This window comes from Aeromonas sp. R5-1, assembly GCF_040908265.1.
Lineage (GTDB): Bacteria > Pseudomonadota > Gammaproteobacteria > Enterobacterales > Aeromonadaceae > Aeromonas > Aeromonas caviae.
Map to the genome: position 1 here is coordinate 1 of NZ_JBFODJ010000006.1, position 25,382 is coordinate 25,382.

At 62.3% G+C, this 25,382-nt stretch carries 22 protein-coding genes; 7 read left to right on the forward strand and 15 right to left on the reverse strand.

Annotated elements, in window-relative coordinates:
• Positions 1-160: 160 nt before the first annotated feature.
• On the forward strand, positions 161-1,075 hold the full coding sequence (locus tag AB5Y64_RS00525; protein ID WP_161469768.1) for a 1-aminocyclopropane-1-carboxylate deaminase/D-cysteine desulfhydrase: 915 nt from the start codon (positions 161-163) through the stop codon (positions 1,073-1,075).
• Here the strand turns inward: AB5Y64_RS00525 and AB5Y64_RS00530 are convergent.
• Positions 1,072-2,991, reverse strand: a complete 1,920-nt coding sequence (locus tag AB5Y64_RS00530; protein WP_109421900.1) for an EAL domain-containing protein — start codon at positions 2,989-2,991, stop codon at positions 1,072-1,074. The genes AB5Y64_RS00525 and AB5Y64_RS00530 overlap by 4 nt on opposite strands.
• A 513-nt stretch (positions 2,992-3,504) precedes the next feature.
• Between AB5Y64_RS00530 and AB5Y64_RS00535 the strand changes: the two genes are divergently transcribed.
• On the forward strand, positions 3,505-5,040 hold the full coding sequence (locus tag AB5Y64_RS00535; RefSeq protein WP_113978382.1) for an EAL domain-containing protein: 1,536 nt from the start codon (positions 3,505-3,507) through the stop codon (positions 5,038-5,040).
• A gap of 151 nt (positions 5,041-5,191) precedes the next feature.
• Positions 5,192-6,289 (forward strand): calcium:proton antiporter, encoded by a 1,098-nt coding sequence (locus tag AB5Y64_RS00540; protein WP_010672612.1) that lies wholly within the window; start codon positions 5,192-5,194, stop codon positions 6,287-6,289.
• A gap of 194 nt (positions 6,290-6,483) precedes the next feature.
• Here AB5Y64_RS00540 and hutH read toward each other — a convergent pair whose 3' ends face one another.
• From hutH to ftsY, 10 genes are all read right to left on the reverse strand, one after another.
• Positions 6,484-8,016 (reverse strand): histidine ammonia-lyase, encoded by a 1,533-nt coding sequence (gene hutH / locus AB5Y64_RS00545; RefSeq protein ID WP_010672611.1) that lies wholly within the window; start codon positions 8,014-8,016, stop codon positions 6,484-6,486.
• Position 8,017: 1 nt separating this feature from the next.
• The gene (gene hutU, locus AB5Y64_RS00550; RefSeq protein WP_368203041.1) at positions 8,018-9,721 is read right to left on the reverse strand and encodes a urocanate hydratase; all 1,704 of its coding nucleotides are present in this window, start codon (positions 9,719-9,721) and stop codon (positions 8,018-8,020) included.
• Positions 9,722-9,766: 45 nt separating this feature from the next.
• Complete coding sequence (gene hutG, locus AB5Y64_RS00555; protein ID WP_113069482.1) at positions 9,767-10,705, reverse strand: formimidoylglutamase; 939 nt, start codon at positions 10,703-10,705, stop codon at positions 9,767-9,769.
• The gene (gene hutI, locus AB5Y64_RS00560; protein WP_010672608.1) at positions 10,698-11,933 is read right to left on the reverse strand and encodes an imidazolonepropionase; all 1,236 of its coding nucleotides are present in this window, start codon (positions 11,931-11,933) and stop codon (positions 10,698-10,700) included. Before hutI ends, hutG begins: the two co-directional genes overlap by 8 nt.
• Before the next feature lie 156 nt (positions 11,934-12,089).
• Positions 12,090-12,794, reverse strand: coding sequence for a histidine utilization repressor (hutC, locus tag AB5Y64_RS00565; RefSeq protein ID WP_041212197.1), 705 nt, complete (start codon positions 12,792-12,794; stop codon positions 12,090-12,092).
• Positions 12,795-12,804: 10 nt separating this feature from the next.
• Positions 12,805-13,464, reverse strand: a complete 660-nt coding sequence (gene can, locus AB5Y64_RS00570; protein ID WP_010672606.1) for a carbonate dehydratase — start codon at positions 13,462-13,464, stop codon at positions 12,805-12,807.
• Between the two features lie 127 nt (positions 13,465-13,591).
• Positions 13,592-14,446, reverse strand: coding sequence for an RNA polymerase sigma factor RpoH (gene rpoH, locus AB5Y64_RS00575; RefSeq protein ID WP_029313526.1), 855 nt, complete (start codon positions 14,444-14,446; stop codon positions 13,592-13,594).
• 452 nt (positions 14,447-14,898) lie between these two features.
• A complete protein-coding gene (ftsX, locus tag AB5Y64_RS00580) occupies positions 14,899-15,852 on the reverse strand; it encodes a permease-like cell division protein FtsX (RefSeq protein WP_029313524.1) in 954 nt (317 codons plus the stop codon).
• Positions 15,852-16,520, reverse strand: a complete 669-nt coding sequence (gene ftsE / locus AB5Y64_RS00585) for a cell division ATP-binding protein FtsE (RefSeq protein WP_010672603.1) — start codon at positions 16,518-16,520, stop codon at positions 15,852-15,854. Before ftsE ends, ftsX begins: the two co-directional genes overlap by 1 nt.
• 222 nt (positions 16,521-16,742) lie before the next feature.
• Positions 16,743-18,521, reverse strand: coding sequence for a signal recognition particle-docking protein FtsY (gene ftsY / locus AB5Y64_RS00590; protein ID WP_368203043.1), 1,779 nt, complete (start codon positions 18,519-18,521; stop codon positions 16,743-16,745).
• Between the two features lie 110 nt (positions 18,522-18,631).
• Between ftsY and rsmD the strand changes: the two genes are divergently transcribed.
• Both rsmD and AB5Y64_RS00600 read left to right on the forward strand, forming a co-directional pair.
• Entirely contained in the window at positions 18,632-19,261 is a 630-nt protein-coding gene (gene rsmD / locus AB5Y64_RS00595; RefSeq protein WP_124813493.1) for a 16S rRNA (guanine(966)-N(2))-methyltransferase RsmD, read from the forward strand.
• Positions 19,262-19,369: 108 nt separating this feature from the next.
• A complete protein-coding gene (locus AB5Y64_RS00600) occupies positions 19,370-19,684 on the forward strand; it encodes a DUF1145 domain-containing protein (RefSeq protein ID WP_010672600.1) in 315 nt (104 codons plus the stop codon).
• A 33-nt stretch (positions 19,685-19,717) separates the two neighbouring features.
• Here AB5Y64_RS00600 and AB5Y64_RS00605 read toward each other — a convergent pair whose 3' ends face one another.
• Complete coding sequence (locus AB5Y64_RS00605; protein WP_010672599.1) at positions 19,718-20,083, reverse strand: YijD family membrane protein; 366 nt, start codon at positions 20,081-20,083, stop codon at positions 19,718-19,720.
• A 19-nt stretch (positions 20,084-20,102) separates the two neighbouring features.
• Positions 20,103-20,723 (reverse strand): HTH-type transcriptional repressor FabR, encoded by a 621-nt coding sequence (gene fabR, locus AB5Y64_RS00610; protein ID WP_010672598.1) that lies wholly within the window; start codon positions 20,721-20,723, stop codon positions 20,103-20,105.
• Between the two features lie 149 nt (positions 20,724-20,872).
• Here fabR and AB5Y64_RS00615 point away from each other — a divergent pair, with 149 nt between their 5' ends.
• Positions 20,873-21,991: a fatty acid desaturase gene (locus AB5Y64_RS00615; protein ID WP_039040410.1), complete on the forward strand. Its 1,119-nt coding sequence runs from the start codon at positions 20,873-20,875 to the stop codon at positions 21,989-21,991.
• Positions 21,992-22,460: 469 nt separating this feature from the next.
• Here the strand turns inward: AB5Y64_RS00615 and AB5Y64_RS00620 are convergent, their stop codons facing one another.
• Positions 22,461-23,714 (reverse strand): phospholipase D family protein, encoded by a 1,254-nt coding sequence (locus AB5Y64_RS00620; RefSeq protein WP_279474252.1) that lies wholly within the window; start codon positions 23,712-23,714, stop codon positions 22,461-22,463.
• A gap of 75 nt (positions 23,715-23,789) precedes the next feature.
• Between AB5Y64_RS00620 and AB5Y64_RS00625 the strand changes: the two genes are divergently transcribed.
• Positions 23,790-23,951, forward strand: a complete 162-nt coding sequence (locus AB5Y64_RS00625; RefSeq protein ID WP_010672595.1) for a hypothetical protein — start codon at positions 23,790-23,792, stop codon at positions 23,949-23,951.
• A 5-nt stretch (positions 23,952-23,956) separates the two neighbouring features.
• On the opposite strand, the gene AB5Y64_RS00630 is transcribed toward AB5Y64_RS00625, so the two are convergent.
• Positions 23,957-25,378 (reverse strand): lytic transglycosylase F, encoded by a 1,422-nt coding sequence (locus AB5Y64_RS00630; protein WP_042015292.1) that lies wholly within the window; start codon positions 25,376-25,378, stop codon positions 23,957-23,959.
• Positions 25,379-25,382: the final 4 nt, after the last annotated feature.

Below are 25,382 nucleotides of genomic sequence, written 5' to 3' on the forward strand. Positions count from 1 at the left end.
CTTGGCGAGGGCCAAGAAATCGATTGGATCGGACATACTGAGTACAGTGAAACCAGAATAGAGCAATTAGATCACATCTTTAATCTGATTGGTATTAGCCTCCAACTTTATGACAAACGACGCATCGACGACCACGCTGGCACCCACGGGAAACGATCCCATGGCCCCCCTTCAGCTCCCCTCCCCCCTGCACCGGATCCGGCATCCTCTGCTGGCAGCCCATGACGTCACGCTCTGGTGCAAGCGGGACGATCTGATCCACCCGACCCTCTCCGGCAACAAGTGGCGAAAGCTCAAATACCATCTGCAACAGGCACAGATGCTGGGCAAGGGCCACATCCTCTCCTTTGGCGGCGCCTACTCCAATCACATCCACGCCCTGGCCGCAGCAGGACTCAGACTGGGACTGCGCACCACGGGCATCATACGCGGTGAAGGGGATACCGTCAGCAATCCCACCCTGAAAGCGGCCAAAGGCTGGGGCATGGATCTCGTTTTTGTCGACCGCCAGGACTATCGCCGGCGCCAGGATCCCGAATGGCTTGCCCGGTTCGAGGATGACGACACCCTGCTGGTACCGGAAGGAGGCAGCAGCCCGCTGGCCATCCCCGGGGTGGCCGAGCTGGTCGACGAGGTGCCCTTCTCGCCGGATCTCTGGGTGCTACCCTGCGCCAGCGGCGGCACCCTGGCGGGGCTCATCGCGGGCAAGCGGGCGCAGGAGCAGATCCTGGCCATCGCGGTGCTCAAGGGGGCCGACTTCATCACCGGCGAGGTATGCCGGTTGCATCCGGCGGCGGCCACCATCCCGGGCTGGCGCATCGCGCTGGATCACCACGACGGCGGCTATGCCAGGTTCAGTCCGGCACTCTGGCAATGGGTGCAGGCATTCAGTGCCGAAACCGGCTTGCCGCTGGAACCCATCTACAGTGGCAAGGCGATGTGGGGGCTGTTTCGCGAACTGGCGGCAGGCCGCATTGCGCGCGGCAGCAAGATCATCTTCATCCACACCGGTGGCTTGCAGGGGCTGGCGGGCCTGCAGGAGCAGGGCCGCCTGTCACCCCGGCCGGGGCGCTAGTCAGGCAGGTTGAGGGGCTCGGGGTCGGCAAACCAGGGACCTTGACCGGCATGCACGCCCAGGTGTCGCAGCATCTTCCACTCGTCGCCACTCTCCACCCCCACCGCGATGACCCGGGCCTGGGTATTGGCACAGCCCCCCACCAGACTGCGTACCGCCATCTGGTTGACCTGGCGCAGGTGGATCTCCCGCACCAGGCTGGGGTGCAGCTTGAGGAAGTGGATCTCGAACTCCTTGATGTACTGGGTGCTCACCACGTCCTGGCCCGCATGATCGATGGCCAGCCTGCACCCCAGCATGCGCATCGCCCTAAGTGGTCGCTTGAGGGCCTCGTAGTGGCGGGTCACCTGGGACTCCGACAACTGCAGGATCAACCCCTCGTTGGTACTGCGCGGCAACTGGAACAGCTCGAAGAAGAGCTCGCGCTGGAACTCGCGGGTGAGCAGGTTCTGGGCGCACAGAGAGAGGCTGATAGGGCAGCTCGATGCCGGTCGCTGGCGCAGCAGTCGCAAGGCTCGGGCCACCACCAGTCTGTCCAGCGGCAGCAGCAGACCGGCCTTCTCCGCCATGGGCATGAAGACCCCCGCCTGCAGCTCCCGGCCCTGCTCGTCGTGAAGGCGGATGAGCAGCTCCTGCTGCAACACCACCTGATCCCGCTCCTGCTGCACAGGCTGGACGTAGAAGTCGATGCCCTGCTCCTCGATGCGACGGCTGATCAGGGTGCGCCAGCGCACCGTTCCCTTGCTGCTCGCCTCCTCGTTGAGGGATTTCTCGAACAGGAACCAGCCGCTGTGTCCTTGCAGGCGTGCGCTCTTGAGCGCCAGCTCTGCCTCTTCCTGCACCTTGAGCAGGGAATCCTGTGCCTGGTAGCAGACCGCACCGAGATAGACGGCGGTGTCGGCATTGACCGCTTCGGGCCAGTGCAGCCGCTGCAGACTCTTGAGCAACTGGCTGGCGCCGTCCACCATCTCGCTCTCTGACATGTTCGGCAGCAGCACGGCAAAGACCTGACCGGCATAGCGCGCCTGCAGGGCTCCGCTGTGCTTTCGCACGAAGGCGGCGATGGTGGCGCTCGCCTCCATCAGGAGTTCCTGGCTCGGGCGCCCGCTCAGCTCGGGATCCAGCTCCTCCAGACCGGCCAGCTCGATCAGCAGCACACCGCCGCTGATCACGCTTGCTTCCATGATGGCGCTCTCCAGCCGGTTGTCGAAGAAGAGGCGGTTGCCGATGCCCGTTGTCTTGTCAACGAAGGCGTTGCTGCGGATGAAGTTGTCAAAGCGGCTGCGCTCCTTGCGGGCGTCGGCCAGCTCGGTCAGCAGATGGGTGAGGGCCTGACTGGCCGAAACAGGCCACTCTTCGGCAGGGTCATGGGCCAGCTTGGTCAGCTTGCCATCCAGGATCAGCTGGGCACGCTCCGCCAGCAGCTCGGCACCGCGCAACTGCAGACGCAGCCAGCGGATGGAGTACCAGAGCCCGAACACCACGATGAAGATACCCAGAGAGATGCCGAACATCGCCTTCATGGAGTACTCGAACTCCTTGAACGGCCTGTCCAGCTTGAAGTCGGCCCGCATCCCGGCCTGATTGGGGATCGCCTCGCTGTAGGCGATCAGCAGGCTCTCGTCCGTCTGCTGCTGCACATCGCGAAACCAGTAGACCCGCTGCTTGTCCTGACGGATCTCCAGCTCCACCACATGGGAGGCCCGCAACAGGGAGGGCAGCCAGCGGGCAAGGGCTTGCTGGTCATCGGTCACCCCCAGTTGCTTGTCGATGATCTCCACCAGGGAGTCGACACGGTTCTGCTGCAGCTCCATTCCCATCTGGCGAAAACTGAAGACCCCGCCGAGCATCACCATGGCCATGGCCGAGATCACGCACAGCGTAATAAAAGAGACGAGTTGAGTGGTCAGTTTCATGTGCCTTTCCGTAGCCGACAGCATCCATAGGGCATCATGGTATCAGCCCAGACCAAACGCCGCCTATGGATGAAGATCCCGCTTCTGCAAATAAGCGGGCGGATGCGTCATGCGGCGCCGTTGTGCGGGCCGCAAAAGAGGCATCAAGGGAGAGAACGAGGGGACACAGGCTGAGGAGCGGACAGAAAAATGGTCCCACAACGGGGACCAAAAGAAACACTCATATCAAAACTAACACTCTGTGCTACTGACAAAAATAGATACAGGAGTATTGAACACACGGTGAGTCAAACCGCACCGTTACTTTAGCCACTTCAGATAAGCTGGACAATTGTCATTTATGACAGGTCAGCGATTGAATCTTGTTCAGGTGTGTAGCCATATCCTTTATTTATCAATTAATTATCGTTTTTGTTCCAAGTGTGACCAACTTGGCTCAAATCGATGCAGCTAATGCTATGATGCTTGAGCCTCAATCGGGTTGTTTCATTTCAGGGAAGAAGGGGGCCCACCATGTCTGCACGATCTCCGTTATGGATTCCTCTGGGCCTCTTCTGTTTGCCCCCGCTGCTGATGCTGTTGCTCACCCCCCTGTTGAGCGACAAGCTGGCTCACCACCTGTTGCAGACAAAGGAAAGGGCTCTGCTCGACTACCAGCAGGAGCGCAACCAGCTCCTGGATCACGATGTCCCCGCTCAACTCGCCCACTTTGCCTTCGATTGCGGCCCCAAAGACATGGCGCTGCTGCGCTCACCCCAGTATTACAACCGCCATATTCGCCTGGCCGGCCTGCAGCTTGCCAACGGGAGCGGCTGCTCCACCCTGGGCCCCGCCCTGCCCCAGCTTGCCGACGCCGGCATACCGGTCTCCCCCGACTTTCATATATCCAGCACGGCCCCCATGTTCGATACCGAACGCGAAACCCTGGTCTATGCGAGACGCAACGGCAATCTGGCCTATTGGGTGCTCGACAGCAGCTGGAGCCATGAGCTGCTGCGCACCCCCTGCAACGACTGTTTCTACCTGGAGTTCAACCACAAGCACCCGACACAGTCCGGGCTCTTTTTCCCCCGTGGCAACAAGCACATTCGAGAAGAGCCACACCCGATGCGGCTGCTCAGTTTCGACCCCCAGCATCAGGTGGAGCAGACCCTCTGGGCTGGCGAGGCACTGAAACGCTACGCCCGCTCACAGATACACCGCGATGGCCTCTGGTCGGCCGGTGTGCTGGGGGCGCTGCTGGCGGCCCTCTACTGGGGCCTTAGAAACTACCGGCGATCCCTCAAAGGATTGCTGCAAAGAGGGCTGGCTCGGCGGGAGTTCATCCCCTTCTATCAGCCCATAGTGGACAGCAGAAACCGAAGGGTGGTGGGATTCGAGGCATTGCTGCGCTGGCAGCGAGGACGGGATTTGGTGTCGCCAGGCACCTTCATCGCCTATGCGGAGGAGCAGGGGCTGATCCTGCCGATGACGGATCAACTGCTGGAGCGCATCCTGGCGGATCTCCCCGTCCTGGCCCCGCACCAGTGGGTCAGCGTCAATCTGGTGGCGGGCCATATCGAGCAACCTCGTCTGCGCACCCAGTTGCAGCGCCATGGCTGGCCCTCGCCGGCCCGCCTCACCTTCGAACTCACCGAGCGGGATCCCATCAAGCACATCCAGGGGGCCATGGCGGAGATCGCAGCTCTGCAGGAGAGGGGCTATCACTTCAAGCTGGATGACTTCGGCACCGGCTATGGCGGCTTTGCCTACCTGCAACGGCTCGGCATTCGCCAGATCAAGATCGACAAGATGTTCGTGGATACCATAGGCACGGACGACCTCAAGCGCAGCGTGCTGGATGCCACCATCGCTTTCGGCCTCAAATCGGGCATGGAGATGATCGCCGAAGGGGTCGAAACCCAGGAGCAGGTGGATTATCTGCATCGCCACGGAGTCCACCTGATCCAGGGCTACGTCTATGCCAAGCCCATGCCCCTGAGCAAACTGAAGATCTGGCTGATGGCATGGCAAGAGGGCGAGACAACCAGCCCCTCCGACCCGCACTGAGGCGGTACCTGCCCCGCCTCTCACCCTTTACAACAAAATGATGCTCCGCATGAGGAGCATCTCCCCTTATCATGGGTCTGTGCACCTTGGATGCACCAAGTCGCTCCATACCCCGTCGGCCGAGGCCGCCCCGAGATGAGAACCACTGCCTATGAAGTCTTTTATCCGACAAGAGATTGCTCTGCCTGCCGGTCTGCTGACCCTGCTCTTCTTCAAAACCCTGGGGAGCGACCTGCTGGCAGAGACAACCCCCCTTGCGGTCTACCTGCCGGTGTCGCTGGCCCTGCTTGCCATCGTGACCTGGGCCATCTTCTCCGTCGTGCGTCACTCTGACGCCCTCGCCATCAAGCTCGGGGAACCCTTCGGTACCCTGATCCTGACCCTCTCGGTCATCTCCCTGGAAGTGGTGATGATCTCCTCCGTCATGCTGACCGGCGATCCCAATCCCACCATGGCCCGTGACACCATGTTCGCGGTGGTGATGCTGGTCACCAACGGTCTGGTGGGCTTCACCCTGCTGTTTGGCGGCTGGCGCTATCACACCCAGAACTTCAATCTGGACGGGGTCAAATCCTATCTGGTGGCCATCATTCCCCTGGCTCTGCTCTGTCTGGTCCTGCCGAACTTCACCCAGGGCGGCACTCTGGGCAGCCTCTCCAAGGCCATGTCATGGATGCTGATCATCATCTCCATCCTGCTCTATGGTGTCTTCCTGCTGATCCAGACCCGCAGCCACAGCCACTTCTTCGTCGACAGCGATCACGAGGATCTCGAGGATCACCACGGCCCGCTGCAGAGCAACGTCTATCACACCCTCTTGCTGCTCGCCTACCTGGTGGTGGTGATCCTGCTGGCCAAGACCCTGGCCATCCCCATCAACTACGGGGTGCACGTGATGGAAGCCCCGATGGCACTGGGTGGCTTCATCGTCGCCTGTATCGTACTGGCCCCCGAAGCGGTCGGCGCCATCAAGGCGGCCTTCAACAACCAGTTGCAGCGGGCCATGAATCTCTACTTCGGCTCCGTGCTGGCCACCATCGCCCTCACGGTACCCTCCGTACTTTTCATCGGCTCCCTGATGGGGCAGGAAGTGCGCCTGGGCCTCTCCCCTGCCGACATGGTGCTGCTCATCACCACCCTCATGGTCTGTAAAGTGACCTTCAGCAGCGGCCGCACCCACGCCCTGCACGGCGCCACCCATCTTGTGCTGTTTGTCGTTTACCTGTTCCTGATGTTTGAACACGGATAAGGCTGCCAGCACTCACCCCAGTGCTGTTCGTGGTTTATCTGTTCCGGATGTTTGAACACGGATAAAGCCGCCGCCTCTGTCTGCTGCCACTCTGCGCTGCCCACTTCCGATGGCCCCGACGCGGAGCGCAAGAGACGGAAATGAAAAGACCGCCCCATGGGCGGTCTTATTTATGGTTGCTCAGACTCCGGGTCTCAGAGGCTGGGCAGAGTCCCGGCCGGGATCAGGTCGTTGTAGCTGGCACGGCCCAGCAGGGCGGCGGCCGCCTCGATGTCCGGTGCAAAGTACCTGTCCTTGTCATAGAAGCTGACCTCTTCCCGCAGACGGCCCTTGGCCAGCTCGATGAGCTCGGTGGAGCGCAGGGGAGCGCGGAAGTCGAGCCCCTGGGCCGCTGCCAGCAGTTCCACCGCCAGGATGCCGCGGGTGTTCTCCGCCATGTCCGCCAGCCGGCGACCGGCGAAGGTGGCCATGGAGACGTGGTCCTCCTGGTTGGCCGAGGTGGGCAGGCTGTCCACCGAGGCCGGGTGAGCCAGGGTCTTGTTCTCGGAGGCCAGGGCCGCCGAGGTGACCTGGGCGATCATGAAGCCGGAGTTCACCCCGCCGTTGTTCACCAGGAAGGCCGGCAGGCCGGACATGCGCGAGTCGATGAGCAGCGCCATGCGCCGCTCCGACAGCGACCCGATCTCGGCGATGGCCAGGGCCAGGTTGTCGGCGGCAAAGGCCACGGGTTCTGCGTGGAAGTTGCCGCCGGAGATGATCTCCTCATCCTCGGCAAACACCAGCGGATTGTCGGAGACCGCATTCGCCTCGCACACCAGCACCTCGGCGGCCTGACGGATCTGGGTCAGGCAGGCACCCATCACCTGGGGCTGACAGCGCAGGGAGTAAGGATCCTGCACCTTCTCGCAGTTGTGGTGGGACATGCCGATCTCGCTGCCGTCCACCAGCAAGTGGCGGTAGCAGGCGGCCGCATCGATCTGGCCGCGCTGGCCGCGCACCTCGTGGATGCGGGCATCGAACGGCCGGCGGCTGCCCAGCGCCGCTTCAACGCTCATGGCACCAATGGTGATGGCACCGGCGTAGAGATCCTCGGCATGGAACAGCCCTTCCAGCGCGAAGGCGGTGCTCGCCTGGGTGCCGTTGAGCAGGGCCAGCCCCTCTTTCGGCGCCAGGGCGATGGGCTCCAGCCCGGCAATCTTGAGGGCAGTGGCGGCGTCGATCAGCTCGCCCTTGTGACGGGCCTTGCCTTCACCGATCAGCAGGCAGCTCATGTGGGCCAGGGGCGCCAGATCGCCGGAAGCGCCGACGGAGCCCTTCTTCGGCACCACGGGGTAGACCTCGGCATTGATGAGAGTCATCAGGGCCTCCAGCACCGTCAGCCGGATGCCGGAGAAGCCACGGGCGAGCGAGTTGACCTTGAGCACCATCATCAACCGCACGGTGGCGTCATCCATGTACTCGCCAATCCCTGCTGCGTGGGAGAGCACGATGGAACGCTGCAGCTCGTCCAGTTGCTCCACCGGGATCCGGGTATTGGCCAGCAGGCCAAAGCCGGTGTTGATGCCGTAGACCACCCGGTTTTGCTCGATCACCTTGGTGACCACGGCGGCGGAGGCGTGGATCCCCGCCAGGGCAGCCGGATCCAGGCTGACGTGTACCGGCTCGCGGCTGACACGGCGCAGGGTGGCGAGGCAGAGTTTGCCCGGTTGCAGATTGAGTTCGAACATCTTATTTCACCCCTTTGCCGGTGACGTCGATCATCGGCAGATCCAGTTTCGCCTCATGGGCACAGTTGATGGCAATCTCGTAGCCGGCGTCGGCGTGACGCATCACCCCGGTGGCCGGGTCGTTGCGCAGCACGCGGCCGACCCGCTTGGCGGCATCGTCGGTGCCGTCACAGACGATCACCACGCCGGAGTGCTGGGAGAAGCCCATGCCCACACCGCCACCGTGGTGCAGGGAAACCCAGGTCGCGCCGCCGGCTGTGTTGAGCAGGGCGTTGAGCAGCGGCCAGTCGGAAACGGCGTCGGAACCATCCATCATGGATTCGGTCTCGCGGTTCGGGCTCGCCACCGAGCCGGAGTCAAGGTGGTCACGGCCGATGACGACCGGAGCCTTCAGCTCGCCATTCTTCACCATCTCATTGAAGGCCAGGCCCAGGCGCACCCGATCCTTGACGCCAACCCAGCAGATCCGCGCCGGCAGGCCCTGGAAGGCGATGCGCTCGCGGGCCATGTCGAGCCAGTTGTGCAGGTGGGGATCGTCCGGGATCAGCTCTTTTACCTTCTGGTCGGTCTTGTAGATGTCTTCCGGGTCGCCGGAGAGCGCCACCCAGCGGAACGGGCCAATGCCCTCGCAGAACAGCGGGCGGATGTAGGCCGGCACGAAGCCCGGGAAGTCGAAGGCATTCTTGACCCCCTCTTCCAGCGCCATCTGGCGGATGTTGTTGCCGTAATCGAGCGTGGCGGCGCCGCGGGATTGCAGGGTCAGCATGGCTTCGACCTGACGGGCCATGGAGCGGCGAGCCGCCACGTTGACCTCATCCGGTGCGCTCTTTTGCAGATCGCGCCATTGGGCCACGCTCCAGCCCTGGGGCAGGTAGCCGTGTACCGGGTCATGGGCGGAGGTCTGGTCGGTCACCACGTCCGGCGTGATGCCGCGAGCCACCAGCTCGGCGAAGACGTCGGCGGCGTTGCCGAGCAGGCCGACGGAGACGGCGGTACCGCTGCGTTTGGCCTCCTCGACCATGGCCAGCGCCTCATCCAGGCTGTGGGCCTTCTTGTCGACGTAGCGGGTACGCAGACGGAAATCGATACGGGTCTCGTCGCACTCCACGGCGATCATGGAGAAACCGGCCATGGTGGCGGCCAGAGGCTGGGCGCCGCCCATGCCACCCAGGCCGCCGGTCAGGATCCAGCGCCCTTTGGGCTCGCCATTGAAGTGCTGGTTGGCCACCGCGAAGAAGGTCTCGTAGGTGCCCTGCACTATCCCCTGGGTGCCGATGTAGATCCAGGAGCCGGCGGTCATCTGGCCATACATCATCAGACCCTTTTTATCGAGCTCGTTGAAGTGCTCCCAGTTGGCCCAGTGGGGCACCAGGTTGGAGTTGGCGATGAGCACCCGCGGCGCATCCTTGTGGGTCTGGAACACCCCGACCGGCTTGCCGGATTGCACCAGCAGGGTCTGATCGTCCTCGAGCCGGGTCAGCACCTCGACGATCTTGTCATAGCAGGCCCAGTTGCGAGCGGCGCGGCCGATGCCGCCGTACACCACCAGGGACTGGGGATGCTCGGCAACATCCGGATCCAGGTTGTTCATCAGCATCCGCAGTGGCGCTTCGGTGAGCCAGCTCTTGGCGGTCAGCTGGGTGCCGTGGGGAGCACGGATCACGCGGCTCGGATCGTGGCGGGGATCCTGGTGTTGTACAGACATAGACACTCCTTGTTTAGCGATGCAGTCAGGCGGCGCGGTGCGCCACTACTTGGTCAACTGGTGAACCAGGCGCGCAGCCACGCGGGCACTGCGGTTGTCCTGATCCAGGTTCGGGTTGTACTCGGCCAGATCGGCGAGCCTGAGCTTGCCGCTGGCCCGGATATGGGCGATGAGCGGCTCGATGACCGCCAGCTCCACGCCGCGAGCGGCGGGAGCGCTGACTCCCGGCATCACCGCCGCCGGCAGCACGTCGAGATCGATGGTGAGATAGAGGTGGTCGCAACGGGCGATGAAGGCATCCAGCCCGCCTAGCAAGGCTGGCAGCTCGGTCTGCGTCATCGCCTCGTCCAGCACGTGCCAAACTCCCAGCGCCTCGGCGCGGGCAAAGAGCGCCGCGGTATTAGCGGTTTCGGCCACCCCGAGACAGGCATAGTGAAAGGGGGTGCCCTGGGCGGCGCACTGCTCGGCAATCTGGAAGAAGGGGGTGCCCGAGCTCGCCTGCTCCTGTTTCATGCGCAGATCGAAGTGGGCGTCGAAATTGATGATCCCGACCCGCCCTTCGCCACCAAGATGACGGTTCAGGCCGCTCCAGCTACCAAACGCCACCTCGTGGCCGCCTCCCAGCACCAGGGGGAAGTGCCCCTGATCCAGCGCACTCGCGACCCGTTCGGCCAAGCGCCCGTGGGCGGCATCGAGATCGCCGTCCTCACAGGCCAGATCCCCGCCGTCATAGACGGGGGCGCCCAGGTGCCAGGCCGTGTTGGCCAGCAGCTTGCGCACCGCCAGCGGTGCACCGGCCGCACCGACCCGCCCCTTGTTGCGGCGCACCCCTTCGTCACAGGCAAAGCCGAGCAGCACCACGCCGGGTTCGCGATTCTCCTGCCAGGGTTGCACCCTATCGTGCCAGCGCAGGGCCAACTCACCGTCTTCGGGATCCTGACGCCCCTGCCAGACCGACATGTCGATCCCGTTGAACTTATCCATGAAGGGTCTCCTCCCCGTTGACCACACGGCTCACCAGCTGATCGACACCGATGAGGTAGCTGAGCTCGGCCGGATGGCCGCAGTTCCAGACAAGGAAATCCGCCAGCATGCCGACCTTGAGCTGCCCCAGCCGTTCCTGCTCGCCAAGCGCCCTGGCGGCGTGGCGGGTCACCCCGGCCATGGCCTCCACCGGGGTCAGGCCAAACAGGGTGCAGGCCATGTTCATGGCCATGCGCAGGGAAACGATGGGAGCCGTGCCCGGGTTGATGTCGGAAGAGACAGCCATGGGTACCCCCGCCTTGCGCAAGGCGGCGATCGGGGGCAGCTTGGTCTCCTTGAGGAAATAGAAAGCGGTGGGCAGCAGGGTGGCGACCACGCCACGGTGGGCCAGCGCCTGGATCCCGTCCTGATCCAGATATTCCAGATGATCCACCGAGAGGGCGCCGAAGTGGGCGGCGAGCGTGCTGCCCCCCAGGTTGGAGAGCTGATCCATGTGCCCTTTCACCGCGAGGTTGTACTGATCCGCCGCCAGATAGACCTGCTCGGTCTGGGCAAGGGAGAAGCCGATGTGCTCGCAGAAGACATCCACAGCATCCGCGAGACCTGCCTCGGCCGCCGCCGGGATGATCTCCTGGCAGATGGTCTCGACCCAGGAGTCGGGATCGTCGCGATACTCCGGCGGCACCGCATGGGCCGCCAGCAGCGTGGTCTTGACCCGGATAGGTTGCGTCTCTCCCAGACGACGGGCCACCCGCAACATCTTGAGCTCGTCTTCCAGGGTGAGGCCGTAGCCGGACTTGATTTCGACTGTGGTGACCCCTTCCCGGATCAGGGACTTGATCCGCGGCAACGCCAGCTCATAGAGCCGCTCCTCGCTGGCAGCCCGGGTGGCGCGCACCGTGCTGATGATACCGCCCCCCTTGCGGGCGATCTCCGCATAGGGGACTCCCTTCTGGCGCAGCTCGAACTCTTCGGCGCGACTGCCGGCGAAGATGAGGTGGGTGTGGCAATCGATGAGACCGGGGGTGACCAGCTTCCCCTTCATGTCCTGCCAGGAGGCGGCATAGGGGCCCTTGAGATCCTGCATGGGGACCAGAGCGTGGATCTTGCCATCCCGCACGCCAAGGGCATGGGGCTCCAGCAGGCCGTAGTCCGCCAGATCGGGGCGCAGGGTGGCGGGTGTCACGTTGAGCCAGACCCGCTCGCAGTTCAACAGTTCCTTGTTCATACCGACCTCTAAATGTATATACAATAATTTATAGCCGATCTCTGAAAAGAAAGGAAGGATCAAGTTCACATCTTGATAACAGCGGCTTTATTAGAGTGTAAGCACAAAAAAGCCCACCGAGAGGTGGGCTTTTAAATGCTTAATTTGTATATACAACTATGCGAGACGCGTCTTGGAGCTCAGCTTGTAGCGGGAACCCGGCGACAACAATCTGGCATAGGAGACCAGACAGCCGTCTGACCAGGTGCGCCGGTGCAGCAGCAGGCAGGGGGTGTCGACCCTCACTTGCAGCAGTCCGGCTTCACCAGCACTCGGCAACACGGCTTCTACCACGTGCTCCATCTCGGAGAGGGGGCAGATCTCCATCAGATAGCTGTTTGGCGTCTGCTGGGTGAAATCCTGCTCGCCATAGCCGGGCAGTCGCTCGGCATCGACGAAGCGCTCCTCCAGTTGCAGCGGCTCCCCATCGGCCTGATGGACGATGAGGCTGTGAAAGGTGGGCGCCCCGACCCGCAGGCCCAGACGCACCGCCACTTTCTCGTCGGCGGCCTGACGTTGCAGCCGGATCACCCGCGCGCTGTACTCGCTGCCCCGCTCGGCGATCTCGTCTGCAATATTGCGAATCGCCAGGAGCGGCGACTCGGTACGCCTGTCGGCCACGAAACTGCCGGATCCGGCGGTGCGCACCAGCCAGCCTTCGGCCACCAGCTCACGCAGCGCCTTGTTCACCGTCATGCGGCTCACGGCAAACTGCTCGCACAGGGCGGCCTCGGTCGGGATCCGGTCGCCCGCCTGATAGTGGCGTTCGCGGATCCCGTCCAGGATGTGCTGCTTTATCTGAAGGTAGAGCGCAGGAGCCACCGGATGGTCCTCAGCGGCGACGATGGGGCGGACGCATGTCCGGCCAGGCGCGATAGACGTCAGGGATCTGGTCAGGGCCGCTGATGCAGAGATCGAGATCGTGCAGCAGGCCATCCTTGATGCCGTAGATCCAGCCGTGCACCGCCAGCTCCTGCCCCTTGCGCCAGGCATTCTGGATGATGGTGGTGTGACAGACGTTGGCGACCTGCTCGGCCACGTTCAGCTCGCACAGGTAGTCGAAGCGCTCGTGCTCATCCTCGATGGCTTCGAGCTGTTCGCCGTATTTGAAGTAGACGTCCTTGATGTTGCGCAGCCAGTTGTCGATGAGACCCAGCTCCTGGTTCTGCATCGCAGCCTTGACCCCACCGCAGCCATAGTGGCCGCAGACGATGATGTGCTTCACCTTGAGCACCTCCACCGCGTATTGCAGTACCGAGAGGCAGTTGAAGTCGGTGTGCACCACCAGGTTGGCGACGTTGCGGTGGACAAAGACGTCCCCCGGCAAGAGCCCCATCAGCTGGTTGGCGGGAACCCGGCTGTCGGAACAGCCGATCCAGAGGTACTCGGGTGCCTGCTGGGCGGACAGGGTAGCGAAGAAATTGGGATCCTCGGCCTTGATCCGTTCCGCCCACTCGCGGTTGTTGGTAAACAAGTCGTTCAACAGTTTCACTTCTGCTCTCCCTACTGTGGCAGTGGCGGCAACATACCATACACAAGGGTAACCAAGGCAAGGCCGACCAGATCCCCGCAAAACAAAAACAGGGCCATCAGGCCCTGCTTCTTACCGGAGGAGGCCGTCAGGCATCCATGGCATCTTTCAGCTTCTTGAGCGCGTTTTTCTCAAGCTGGCGCACCCGCTCGGCCGAGACGCCGTAAGTATCGGCCAGCTCCTGCAGGGTGGTCTTGCTCTCGTCATCGAGCCAGCGGGCACGAATGATGTGCTGGCTGCGCTCGTCCAGGGTCGCCATGGCCGCACTCAGACGACGGGTGGCATGGCTGTCCCAGTTGTCGTTCTCGATGTTCGCGGCGAGATCGGAAGATTTGTCTTCCAGATAGTGCACCGGCGCGAAGCCACCCTCGTCTTCATCGTCACCGACCAGATCGAAAGCCTGATCGTAATTGCTCATGCGCGCTTCCATCTCGGTGACGTCGGCAGCGGATACCCCGAGGTCGGCAGCCACGGCCTGCACTTCTTCGTGGTTCAGCCAGCCCAGACGCTTCTTGGACTTGCGCAGGTTGAAGAACAGCTTGCGCTGGGCCTTGGTGGTCGCCACCTTGACCATGCGCCAGTTGCGCAACACATATTCGTGGATTTCGGCCTTGATCCAGTGTACGGCGAAGGAGACCAGACGCACGCCCACGCTCGGGTCGAAGCGTTTGACGGCTTTCATCAGGCCGATGTTGCCTTCCTGCACCAGATCGGCCTGAGGCAGGCCATAGCCGGAGTAGCTCTTGGCCACGTGAACGACAAAACGCAGGTGCGACATAACGAGCTGGCGTGCAGCTTCGAGATCGCCATCCTGCTGCAGACGCATCGCCAGTTCGCGCTCTTCCTCTGCGCTCAGCACAGGGATCGAGTTGACGGCCTGGATATAGCCTTCCAGACTACCTTGCGGAATCAGAGCCATAGTGCGTTGCAATGAAGTTCCCATGTTCTACCTCTTACTTTTCAATCGAATCAGTCTAACACCCTGAGAAGACGTGTCTACCGACCAGGTATCATTCTGCGTGCTGCATCATACATCACCCCAGCATGAACCCGGCCTATCTTAGGCTGACGGCATGAATCATAAATGAACAGTCAAAAAAAAGGGGTCACAGTAAAGGACCCCTGAAAAGTAGCATGCTAAGTCCATTGTTGCGGAGCTCGCAACCTTCACATGCTTGCCAAGTCAGACGAGCAAGGCATAGGGGCCATACCCGTATTCATTCTGTTGCAGTCAATAGACCATTGATAAATCAAAAGGTTCAGAGGATCCACATATGATCCTCGGCGCAGACACCATTCAGATTACTCTGAGAAAGTGGCCCGTGCCAGAAACGGGCCACTCTTTTACTTGATCCAGTTCGCAAAATCCAGCGCTTTAAAATGCTGACAAATTAATCAGGACGGTTCTATGTCGCGAATGTGCCTGTGCACCGAGAACCAGGAGGCGATCAACCCCAGCAGGGCGCCCAGCAGTATGAGATTGAAGCCGTCGAACGCCCCCATCCCCACCAGACGGAAGTTGCTGTTGTAGAGCCCCGCCAGCTCCTTCACCACCCCCTCGCTCCAGATCACCATCACCTCGGTCAGCCACCAGGCCAGCATGCCGCCAATGACCCCGAACCAGATGCCCGTATAGAGGAAGGGACGGTGGATGAAGGCATCGGTCGCTCCCACCAGCTTGAGCACTTCAATCTCGGAACGCTGGTTCAGGATATTCAGGCGCAGGGTGTTGCCCACGATCAGCAACACAGCGGAGAGCAGCAACACCGCGATACCTGTAATGGTGTGGCGCAGCAGGTTCATGATCCCCTGCAACCGGGTCAACCACTGCAGATCCAGCTTGCCCTGCTCGATACCGGGCTCGTTCTCCAGCTTGGCGAGCAGCTCGGCGGCCCCTTCGGGATTCTGCCAGCGCGGATCCGGGATCACGCTCAGCACCGGCGGCAGCGGGTTGCTGTCCAGATAATCCAGGGCATCACCGAAACCGGAGATCTCCCGAAATTCCCTGAGCGCCTCGTCACGGTTCATATAAGTGACGGACTCCACTTCCGGATAGAGCAGGATCCGCTGCTTCATGTCGAGGATGCTCTGCTCCGGCAGATCCTTGCGCAGATAGAGGGAGATCTGGGAGCTGGTCTGCCAGCTCCCCTCTACCACTTCGGCATTCTTCAGCAATACGTGGAAACAGGAAGGCAGCGCCAGACTCACGCCAAGCACCGCCAGGGTCATCAGGGAGGCGAGCGGGTTGCGCCACAGCTCACCCAGGCTGGCAAAGGCCTGACGCACATGATCCACGCCATACATCATCAAGCGACGCAACGGCGGCTGTTTATGACGAACAATAGCCATCAGCGATCCTCCCCGGACGAATACATGCGACCCGCCTTGAGGGTCAGGGTGCGGTAGCGCATCCGGGCGATCAGCCCCAGATCGTGAGTGGCAATCAGCACGGAGACGCCGAAGCGGTTGAACTCCTCGAACAGGCGCATGATGTCCATGGAAAGCTGGGGATCCAGGTTGCCGGTCGGCTCGTCCGCCAGCAGCAGGGGGGGTTTGTTGACGATGGCGCGGGCGATGCCGACCCGCTGCTGCTCACCGCCGGAGAGCATGCGCGGCTGGTAGCGCTCCTTGCCGAGCAGCCCGACCTTGTCGAGCGCCGCCGCCACCCGCTTGTTGATGTCCCCATGGCTGTAGCCATCGATCACCAGGGGCAGGGCGACGTTGTCGAACACGGTACGATCCATCAACAGGCGGTGATCCTGGAAGATCATGCCGATCTGGCGGCGCACGTAGGGGATCTGACTGCGCTGGATGTGGCTGACGTCATCGCCGTGGAAGAAGACGCGGCCGTCGGTCGGCCGTTCCATCACGCTGATGAGCTTGAGGAGGGTACTCTTGCCCGCCCCCGAATGGCCGGTCAGGAAGGCCATCTCCCCCTTGCGCAGGTGAAAACTGACCTTTTGCAGCGCTTGATGACCGCCACTGTAGACCTTGCTGACCTTGTCAAAACGAATCATAACGGTTCCCTGAGATTGACAAACCCCGACCGGGATAAAGCATGGGGCGCTCACTCCCCCGTACCGGCACAACACCTGGATGACAACACCGGTCGCAACCATGCCGCATGTCATCCTTGCCCGGATGAGCCATACCTGCGCTCTCATAGTGACATACCCCGACCGGAGTCGGGGTATGGAACACGTGCTTGTCACGGCCGGGCCGACTCATGTCGGCCGGATTTATTCTTCGCGGCTGAAGAGCGCCTCGATGAAGTCGTTGGCGACGAACGGGCGCAGATCGTCGATCCCCTCGCCCACCCCGATGTAGCGGATCGGGATCTGGAACTTGTCGGCCACCGCGAAGATGACGCCACCCTTGGCGGTCCCGTCCAGCTTCGTGAGGGTGATGCCGGTCAGGCCCACCGCCTCGCTGAACAGCTTGGCCTGGCTCAATGCGTTCTGGCCGGTGCCTGCGTCCAGGGTAAGCATGATCTCGTGGGGCGCCGCATCGTCCAGCTTCTTCATCACCCGCACCACCTTCTTGAGCTCCTCCATCAGGTTGCTCTTGTTCTGCAGGCGGCCAGCGGTATCGGCGATCAGCACGTCAGCCCCGCGGGAGCGGGCAGCCTCGATGGCGTCATAAATGACGGAAGCGGAGTCGGCACCGGTGTGCTGGGCAATCACCGGAATGTTGTTGCGCTGACCCCACACCTGCAGCTGCTCGACCGCAGCGGCACGGAAGGTATCGCCAGCGGCCAGCATCACGCTCTTGCCCTCGGCCTGGAACTGTTTGGCCAGCTTGCCGATGGTGGTGGTCTTGCCGACGCCGTTCACGCCGACCATCAAGATGACGTAAGGCTTCTTGCTGGTGTCGATCACCAGGGGCTGCTCGACCTTGGCCAGCATCTCGCCCATGTCCTGTTTGAGCAGACCGTAGAGCGCCTCGGCGTCTTTGAGCTGCTTGCGATCCGCGTGCTGTACCAGCCCCTCGATGATGCGGGTGGTGGTGTCGACGCCAAGATCGGCGGTCAGCAGCTGGGTCTCCAGCTCTTCGAACAGATCGTCATCGATCTTCTTGCCGCTGAACAGGCCGAAGAAACCGGAGCCGATATTCTCCCTGGTACGCACCAGGCTGCGTTTGAGGCGGGCAAAGAAGCCCTCCCGCTGCGGCTTCTCCTGAGTGTCGTCGTCCACCTTGGCGGCCAGTGGCAGAGCGGCCAGGGCAGCGGCCTCAGCCTCCATCGCGGCGACCAGACGCAAATCTTCCGCTCGTTGGGCCTCTTTGGCGACACGGGCTTCCTCGGCAGCCTGAGCTTCGGCGGCAACACGGGCTTCTTCTGCGGCGCGGGCTTCGGCAGCAATACGAGCTTCTTCCGCAGCGCGAGCCTCGGCGGCCACACGGGCCTCTTCTGCGGCGCGGGCTTCGGCAGCGATGCGATCCTCTTCCGCAGCGCGAGCTTCGGCGGCAATACGAGCTTCTTCCGCAGCACGGGCTTCGGCAGCGATGCGAGCCTCTTCCGCAGCGCGGGCTTCGGCAGCAACACGAGCCTCTTCCGCAGCGCGGGCTTCGGCAGCAATACGGGCCTCTTCCGCGGCACGGGCTTCGGCGGCAACACGGGCTTCTTCTGCGGCGCGGGCTTCGGCGGCAATACGGGCTTCTTCCGCGGCACGAGCCTCGGCGGCAATACGGGCTTCTTCTGCGGCGCGAGCTTCGGCGGCAACACGGGCTTCTTCTGCGACCTGAGCTTCGGTTGATATCAAAGCCTCATTGACGATGACGGGCTCCAGCTCGCCCTCCGGCTCTTCCACAACCAGGGGGCCTTCGTCAGGGCCGCTCAGCGGCGCTTCGGGCTTGGCGGCGGGGGCATCAGCCGGGGCAACATCGGCGACAGGCGCAGGAACAGCGGCGGCCTGCGACTCGACTACCGCCGGGGTAGCGTCGGGCGCCTGCGATGGAACGGCCTCAGCCTCTTCTTTCTTGCGGCCGAAACCCAGCCAGGAAAACAAACCTTTTGCCATCTAAAAATACTCACATCAAAGGCTGACTGCTAAGATAGCCGTCCCTCGGCGGGTCGGCATAAAAATGAACCGCCTTATACTATCACTTTATTTTCTGACGACGAAACGCGATGCCCAGAGTGAAATCCAGCCGTAACAGCCCGAGCAAGAGCCCGGCCCCCCAGGGGCGAGCGGGCGTGGTACGAATCATCAGCGGCCAATGGAAGGGGCGCAAACTCCCCGTCAGGGATGTGGAAGGGCTCAGGCCCACCACGGATCGCGTCAAGGAGACCATCTTCAACTGGCTGGCTCCCCACGTGCGCGGTACCCGCTGCCTGGATCTGTTCGCCGGCAGCGGCGGGCTGGGGCTGGAAGCCTTGTCCCGCTATGCCGAACAGGTCACCCTGATCGAGATGGACAGAGGCGCCGCCGACCAGCTCAAGAAGAACCTGACGACCCTGGGCAGCAGCCAGGGGCAGGTGATCCAGGCCGATGCCGTGAGCTGGCTGCAAGGCCCGGCCACCCCCTTCGATCTGGTCTTTCTGGACCCACCGTTTCGTCGCGAGCTGCTGCCCCAGGTGTGCGAGCTGCTGGAGCAACGCGGCTGGCTGGCATCCGATGCCCTCATCTATCTGGAGCGGGAAAAAGAGATGGTCGATCTGGCGCTGCCCGCCAGCTGGAAACTACTCAAGGACAAGCAGGCTGGTCAGGTCTGCTATCAGCTCTATCTGCGGGACACCAAGCATGATGCTGCGGTTTAAAGGGGAGATGGGCACAGTCCCCTTCTCCGTCAATTTGGACAACGGCTCAAGGACAAGCAGGTCGATCACATCAGGCCTGCTATCAACTCTATGTACGGGAGGTAAACGATGAAGCGGGTGTTTAATCTGTTGGCGATGGGGGTGCTGCTGTTCTTCTGGTTCGGTGTGGCACTCGCCCTGCTGGGCACCCTGCCGGGCAAACTGAACGGCTTTCTGCCGGTGTGCGGCGTCATCGTGATATTGATGCACTGGGTACAGGCCAGCATGATCAAGGCGGCCTGCAAACCCTACTTCGCGGTCACTCGTCTCGAATTCACCCAGGTGCTGATCTTCGGGGTGTTCGGCATGATGGATATCCGCACCAAGCTGCAGGCCATCATAGACGCCAGGAAGAAGGGAGAGACTCCCCCCAGGGCCGACTAGGCCCCCCCCGGCCCGACCAGAAGGAGTGATTCGTCACTCCTTCTGCGTTTTTCCGAGGCTGATTCCCAGCTTGATGGAGAGAGCGGCGAGCAGCAGCAGCATGGCAATGAGGGAGAAGAAGTTGCTGCCAAGCTCGGGGTACTGCACCTTGACCAGGGCAGAATGGCCGAACACGCCGATAAAGAAGCAGAGCAGAATGCAGCTGGGTGTGTTGCCCACCATGGGCTCATGGCGATAGTGCTGATAGAGCTGGCTGGCCGCCAGCAACAGGGCGATGAGGGGGTAGAAGGAGAAGGGGACGACCGACTCCGTCAAGGCCGACAGGAAGGCATCGCCACAGATACCGATCAGCAGGGCCAGCACCAGGGGCTTCTTCGGAATCGCGTTCGGTTCATGCATGAGGCTGTCCATCCTTGCGTTATGTGAGAGATTCGTGGCGCTTGCGGTTCTGCACCTCGGCGCCCATGGCGATCATCCGCAATTGGCTGATGGTGCGCTCCGACAGTGCCTTGCACTCTTCCGGAGTCATGTCGAGGGCGTCTGCACCGGCGCTGAAGACGATGGTCACCATGGCCTCGGCCTGGATATAGGCCTCTTCCCGTGGCGCCTGCGTGGTGGCTTCCAGATAATCGGTCAGCTCGGCGATGAAGTGCTGGATCTCCCGGGCCACCGCCTGACGGAATGCAGCCGAGGTGCCGGAGCGCTCGCGCAGCAGTAGCCGGAAGATGTTCGGGTTGTTTTCGACGAATTCCATGAAGGTCTGCACCGAGGTGCTGATGACGCTGCCACCACCGGCAATGCGCTGGCGCGCCTGGCGCATCAGTTGGCGCAGGGTCAGCCCTCCCTCGTCCACCAGCGTCAGCCCCAGCTCTTCCATGTCCCGAAAGTGGCGATAGAAGGAGGTCGGCGCTATGCCCGCCTCTCTGGCCACTTCCCGCAGGCTGAGGTTGGAGAAACTGCGGTTGGCGCAGAGTTGACTGAACGCCGCCTCGATCAGCGTACGCCGGGTTTTTTCTTTTTGTTGCGCGCGAATACCCACGAAAACAGTCACCTTGAGATTAGCGAGGCCAGATGATAACCCGAAGGCGGGGCCGGGATCAGGTTTGTCTCCGACTTTTTTACCATTGACCCGCATTCCGGCTCAATGGAGAATAGTGAACAGCTGTTCGCTGAAAGGAGCCGAGTGAAATGGACCGCCCCCCGATCATCATGACCAACACCCTGCTGTTCGCCCTCTCCGGGCTGACGGCACTGATAGCGGTCCCCTGGTATGGACTGAGCCAGGGCTACGACCTCTGGCAGTGGCTCTGCTTCCTGCTGCTGTTCTGCTATTGCGGCATCTCCATCACCGCCGGCTACCACAGGCTCTGGTCCCACAAGGCCTACAAGGCGCACCCGGCCCTGCAATGGATCTTCGCCATCGGAGGCGCGCTCGCCCTGCAGAACTCGGCGCTGCACTGGTCCTCGGATCATCGCCGCCACCACCGCCACGTGGATGACAACCAGAAGGATCCCTACAGTGCGGGTCGCGGCTTCTGGTACTCCCACATCGGCTGGATGCTGCGGGAATACCAGCGCGATACCTACCACGACTACAGCAATGTGCGCGACCTGCAAAACAACCCCGTGGTCGCCTTCCAGCACAGGCACTATCTGGCTCTGGCCCTGGTCACCAACATCGGCATTCCGCTGCTGCTCGGCCTCTTGCACGGGGATCTGCTCGGCATGATGCTGCTGGCCGGGGTGCTGCGCATGGTGATGACCCATCACACCACCTTCTTCATCAACTCCCTGGCCCACATCTGGGGCAGCCAGCCGTTCACGGATCGCAACAGCGCCCGGGACAACGGCATCCTGGCCTTCTTCACCTTTGGCGAGGGCTATCACAACTTCCATCACCTGTTCGAGAACGACTACCGCAACGGCATTCAATGGTGGCAGTTCGACCCCACCAAGTGGCTGATCCGCACCGCCGCCTGGTGCGGGCTCGCCAAAGACCTGAGATCCTGCCCGGAGGAACGCATCGAACAGGCCAGGCTGGAGATGCAGCTCAAGCGCGCCCAGGCCAGAGTGCACAAGCAGGATGACAGGGAACGCTGGCAGGCACTGCTGCAGGAGGAGTACGACAAGCTGAGCCTGCAGATCCAGCACTACTATGCCAGCCGCAAGTCACTGCTGGAGCAGCGCAAGCGCACAGCCCTCGCACGCTACGACAGGCTCAGGCTGCAACTGGAGTACCGCACGTTGCGAGACGGTTTCCTCGTTGCCAAACGCAACTGGAGTCGTCTGCTGGCGGGCCTCGCCTGATCGCCGAAACATCACGCAAAAGACCGCCAGCAGGCGGTCTTTTTTATTGGACAAGCAGACGGCGGGCATAAAAAAATGGGGCAACATTCGCATGTCACCCCCTCGCAAATAGCATGTTCCATATTGGGCTACCGCAACCACGGGGGTCTGTCTGGCATCACGGGTTTCCGCTCCCGATCTGCCTCGCCTGCCGGAGCAATCCGGTTGGCCCATTTCCCCTGTTGCCGTCACCCACACGGCAGACCAGCCGCCGTGTTTGTCCTTGCACTCGAGATACTACGCAGTTAAATAAAATAAAAAACCGTTCTACACGCACCTCTATGCAGTCGAGGCCCCTGGATTGTTACTGCACTCTTAATATAAATCGATTAAAAACAATACGATGCAATCCAGTCCCGTCTTTGGATGGCAAACGTTATCCTCGAAGGCGCACAAGGCTTTGCGAGATCTCGCACAAGGCGGATCCCACTCACAACCAACGGTGCAAAGGTAACCAATCGCTCAATTGCGCCAGCAGGCGCCGCCATGCAGAGGGGGACGCCACCACCGGGTGCACGGCCTGCTGCAACCAGCCATCGATGAGTTGCTGCAACTCGTCGCACAGCGTCGGGCTATGGAGGTGCAGCATCAACTCGGTGTTGAGCATCAGGGAGCGGGGATCCAGGTTGAAACTGCCGAGCAGCGCCTCCTCCTTCCCCATCAGGATCAGCTTGGCATGCAGACTGAACGCCTCCGTCGTCAGCTCGAACAGGGTGATCCCCTGACGCTCGAGCCAGGGGCGGTGACGTCGATAGGCGCCATAGACCAGGGGCACATCCGTGCTGGCCAGGGAGTTGGTCAGGATCTCGATGTCGACCCCCTGCCGTCGCTGCCCCTTGAGCCGGCGACGCAGCCCCCGTGTCAGGATCAGGTAAGGGCTCACCAACCTCAGGGCCCCCTGATTGCTCGCCAGCATGCGTCCCAGCAGGGGCGCCGTGGTCGGCCGGGCGACCAGCCCCTTGCCGGGGCGATCGAACCAGCACTGCCCTCGCCCGGGATGCCAACAAAGGGGAACGGGGCACTCATCAAACAGAGTGGCCGGCAGATCATAGGCGGCCGCCATGGCGGGGTCGGTCAGGGTCAGCAGGAAATCGTTCAGGGCCCGGGTTTCGGCTGGCAGCAAGGGGCGTCTCAACAGGCGACGGACCGGGTGGCTCCAGCGACTGTGCCAGAACAGCGCGAACCCCTGCTCGGCCTGCTGACAGAGGGGGCCGCGGCAGAGCAGATCCAGGTCGATGAAGTGAGGCGACATCCCCAGCCCGAAGTAACGATCACCGATGTTGCGCCCGCCGATCACCGCCTGGCTGCCATCCACCAGCAGCAGCTTGTTGTGCATCCGGTGGTTGATGCGGCGAAAGCTCAGCACCCCTTCCAGCAACAAGGTAAGGGGACGCCAGCCCCGCAGCCAGAAGGGGTTGAACAGGCGTACCTCGATGCCCGGTTCCGCCGCCACCGCCTCCAGAAAGCGGTTCTCCCCGCCGTAGAGATCGTCGATGAGCAGTTGCACCACCACTCCGCGCCGGGCCGCCCGCACCAGCTCCGCCAGCAGCAGCTTGCCGCTGCCGTCCTCTTCCCAGCTGTAATACTGGGCGAGGATCCGGTGGCGAGCCTGGCGGATCAACTGGCATCGGGCCTTGAGGGCTGCACCGGGATCGGCGAGCAAGGCAAAGTCGGCGGGGATCAAGGGTCATCTCCCTGTCATCTGGTGGTGGCATAACCCAGACAACCGCCCCGATAACCCAGTGTCAAGGAGCCGATGATGGAACTGCGCGACCACCCCTCCCTCAGTCAGAGACCCCATGCCAGCCAACCGGATCCCACCCCGGCCAGGCTGTTGATGCCCTGGTACCAGCAGCACCGGGATCTGGGCTGGGAACCCCTTGCGCAGCATCACGAGGATCCCCTCCCCGGCCAGCATTGACAGGCTCAGGGCTGCACCGCCTCGATGGCCTCTGACTTGCCCTCCAACTGGGGCAGGCTGAAACGGTAGGCCACGTAGTATTTGTAGATGGTGCCAACGTAGTTGATGGGCCCCTGGCCCACGTCGTTGGCCACCAGCTGCTCCACATTGCCGAACCAGACGTTCGGATCCAGCCCCTTGTCGGCCGCCTTGGCCTGCAATGCCTGGACCCGGTTCGGACCCGCATTGTAGGCGGCCAGGGCGAACAGATGGCGATTGAGCCTGTCCATCCCGGGATCGTTGAAGTAGGTGTCCAGGATGAGTCGCATGTAGCGACAGGCCGCCTCCACATTGCCCTCCAGACTGGTGAGTCTGGCACCGCGGATCCCCACCTCCTTGCCGGTACTCGGCAGCAGTTGCATGATGCCGACGGCCCCCCGGTGAGAGCCGACATTGGGATTGAGCCCCGACTCCTTGTAAGCCAGCGCGGCCAGCATCAGCCAGTCCAGCTGATACTTGTCCGCCTGGGCCTCCAGTACCTTGCGAATGGTCGACAGGCGCCCCAGCGGGTCCGGCGCCAGTATGTTGCTCATGCGATCGCTCTGCGCCAGCAGGCGGCGCAATGTCATGTCACTGTAGAGGGTCCGCTTGCTCGACTCCGAGATGTAGGCATTCACCGCCTTGAGCAGCTCCGGGCTGTTGTTGCGCAGGGCCCAGGCGCTACGCCCCTTGTCCCGCAGCGGTATCAGTCTGTGGGCCTTGAGGCCGCCAATCATGTCGAGCCAGATCCGCCCCTTGAAGCTGTCGGTGACCGTCAGCGGAATGATCCCGGCTGACACCATCTCCAACAGGTCCCCGTCCTGCAGGTATTCGGGAACCGTCTCGATGTAGACCGGGGGCAACCCCAGCTCCCGAAACAGCCAGTTGAGCTGGTGCAGGCTCTCGAAATAACTGGAGCTGGCTCGCACCCAGATCCGCCGGCCGGACAGCTGGGTGATGCGATTGAAGGCAGGGAGATCCCGCTGGCTCACCACCCACTCCTCGATGGGGGCGATCAGCGGCTGGGAGAAGGTCACCTGCTCGCGCCGGGTGGGGGTGACCGTCAGGTTGGCGGCCACCAGATCCCCGCGCCCCTCGGCCAGATAGTCCAGCAGCTTGTCCTGGCGCACCGGGATATAAATGATCTTGAGCTTGAGCTTCTCCTTGGCCAGGTAGGTCTGGTTCAACCAGCGCTCGAATCCCTGAAGCTGATTGACCAGGATGCCGTACTGGGCTCCCTTGTCGAAAAAGAAAAACCCCCGCTCATAGACCACCAGGGCCCTGAGCTCTTTTTTTTGCAGGATGTGTTCGAGATCACCGGCCTGGGGCAGCAACTGCGGCTTGAGATCCGCCGCCAGCAGAGGGAGAGAGCAGAGAGCCAGCAGGGCCCAGATCCATCGCCGCATCATGATT

Excerpts from the sequence above, each read along its gene's own strand:
- hutH (WP_010672611.1), bottom strand. The coding sequence starts at position 8,016 with ATGTTCGAACTCAATCTGCAACCGGGCAAACTCTGCCTCGCCACCCTG.
- AB5Y64_RS00625 (WP_010672595.1), top strand. The coding sequence starts at position 23,790 with ATGGAACTGCGCGACCACCCCTCCCTCAGTCAGAGACCCCATGCCAGC.
- hutI (WP_010672608.1), bottom strand. The coding sequence starts at position 11,933 with ATGAACAAGGAACTGTTGAACTGCGAGCGGGTCTGGCTCAACGTGACA.
- ftsX (WP_029313524.1), bottom strand. The coding sequence starts at position 15,852 with ATGGCTATTGTTCGTCATAAACAGCCGCCGTTGCGTCGCTTGATGATG.
- AB5Y64_RS00535 (WP_113978382.1), top strand. The coding sequence starts at position 3,505 with ATGTCTGCACGATCTCCGTTATGGATTCCTCTGGGCCTCTTCTGTTTG.
- hutU (WP_368203041.1), bottom strand. The coding sequence starts at position 9,721 with ATGTCTGTACAACACCAGGATCCCCGCCACGATCCGAGCCGCGTGATC.
- ftsY (WP_368203043.1), bottom strand. The coding sequence starts at position 18,521 with ATGGCAAAAGGTTTGTTTTCCTGGCTGGGTTTCGGCCGCAAGAAAGAA.
- rpoH (WP_029313526.1), bottom strand. The coding sequence starts at position 14,446 with ATGGGAACTTCATTGCAACGCACTATGGCTCTGATTCCGCAAGGTAGT.
- AB5Y64_RS00615 (WP_039040410.1), top strand. The coding sequence starts at position 20,873 with ATGGACCGCCCCCCGATCATCATGACCAACACCCTGCTGTTCGCCCTC.
- rsmD (WP_124813493.1), top strand. The coding sequence starts at position 18,632 with ATGCCCAGAGTGAAATCCAGCCGTAACAGCCCGAGCAAGAGCCCGGCC.
- hutG (WP_113069482.1), bottom strand. The coding sequence starts at position 10,705 with ATGGATAAGTTCAACGGGATCGACATGTCGGTCTGGCAGGGGCGTCAG.
- ftsE (WP_010672603.1), bottom strand. The coding sequence starts at position 16,520 with ATGATTCGTTTTGACAAGGTCAGCAAGGTCTACAGTGGCGGTCATCAA.
- AB5Y64_RS00605 (WP_010672599.1), bottom strand. The coding sequence starts at position 20,083 with ATGCATGAACCGAACGCGATTCCGAAGAAGCCCCTGGTGCTGGCCCTG.
- AB5Y64_RS00540 (WP_010672612.1), top strand. The coding sequence starts at position 5,192 with ATGAAGTCTTTTATCCGACAAGAGATTGCTCTGCCTGCCGGTCTGCTG.
- AB5Y64_RS00530 (WP_109421900.1), bottom strand. The coding sequence starts at position 2,991 with ATGAAACTGACCACTCAACTCGTCTCTTTTATTACGCTGTGCGTGATC.
- AB5Y64_RS00525 (WP_161469768.1), top strand. The coding sequence starts at position 161 with ATGGCCCCCCTTCAGCTCCCCTCCCCCCTGCACCGGATCCGGCATCCT.
- AB5Y64_RS00630 (WP_042015292.1), bottom strand. The coding sequence starts at position 25,378 with ATGATGCGGCGATGGATCTGGGCCCTGCTGGCTCTCTGCTCTCTCCCT.
- AB5Y64_RS00600 (WP_010672600.1), top strand. The coding sequence starts at position 19,370 with ATGAAGCGGGTGTTTAATCTGTTGGCGATGGGGGTGCTGCTGTTCTTC.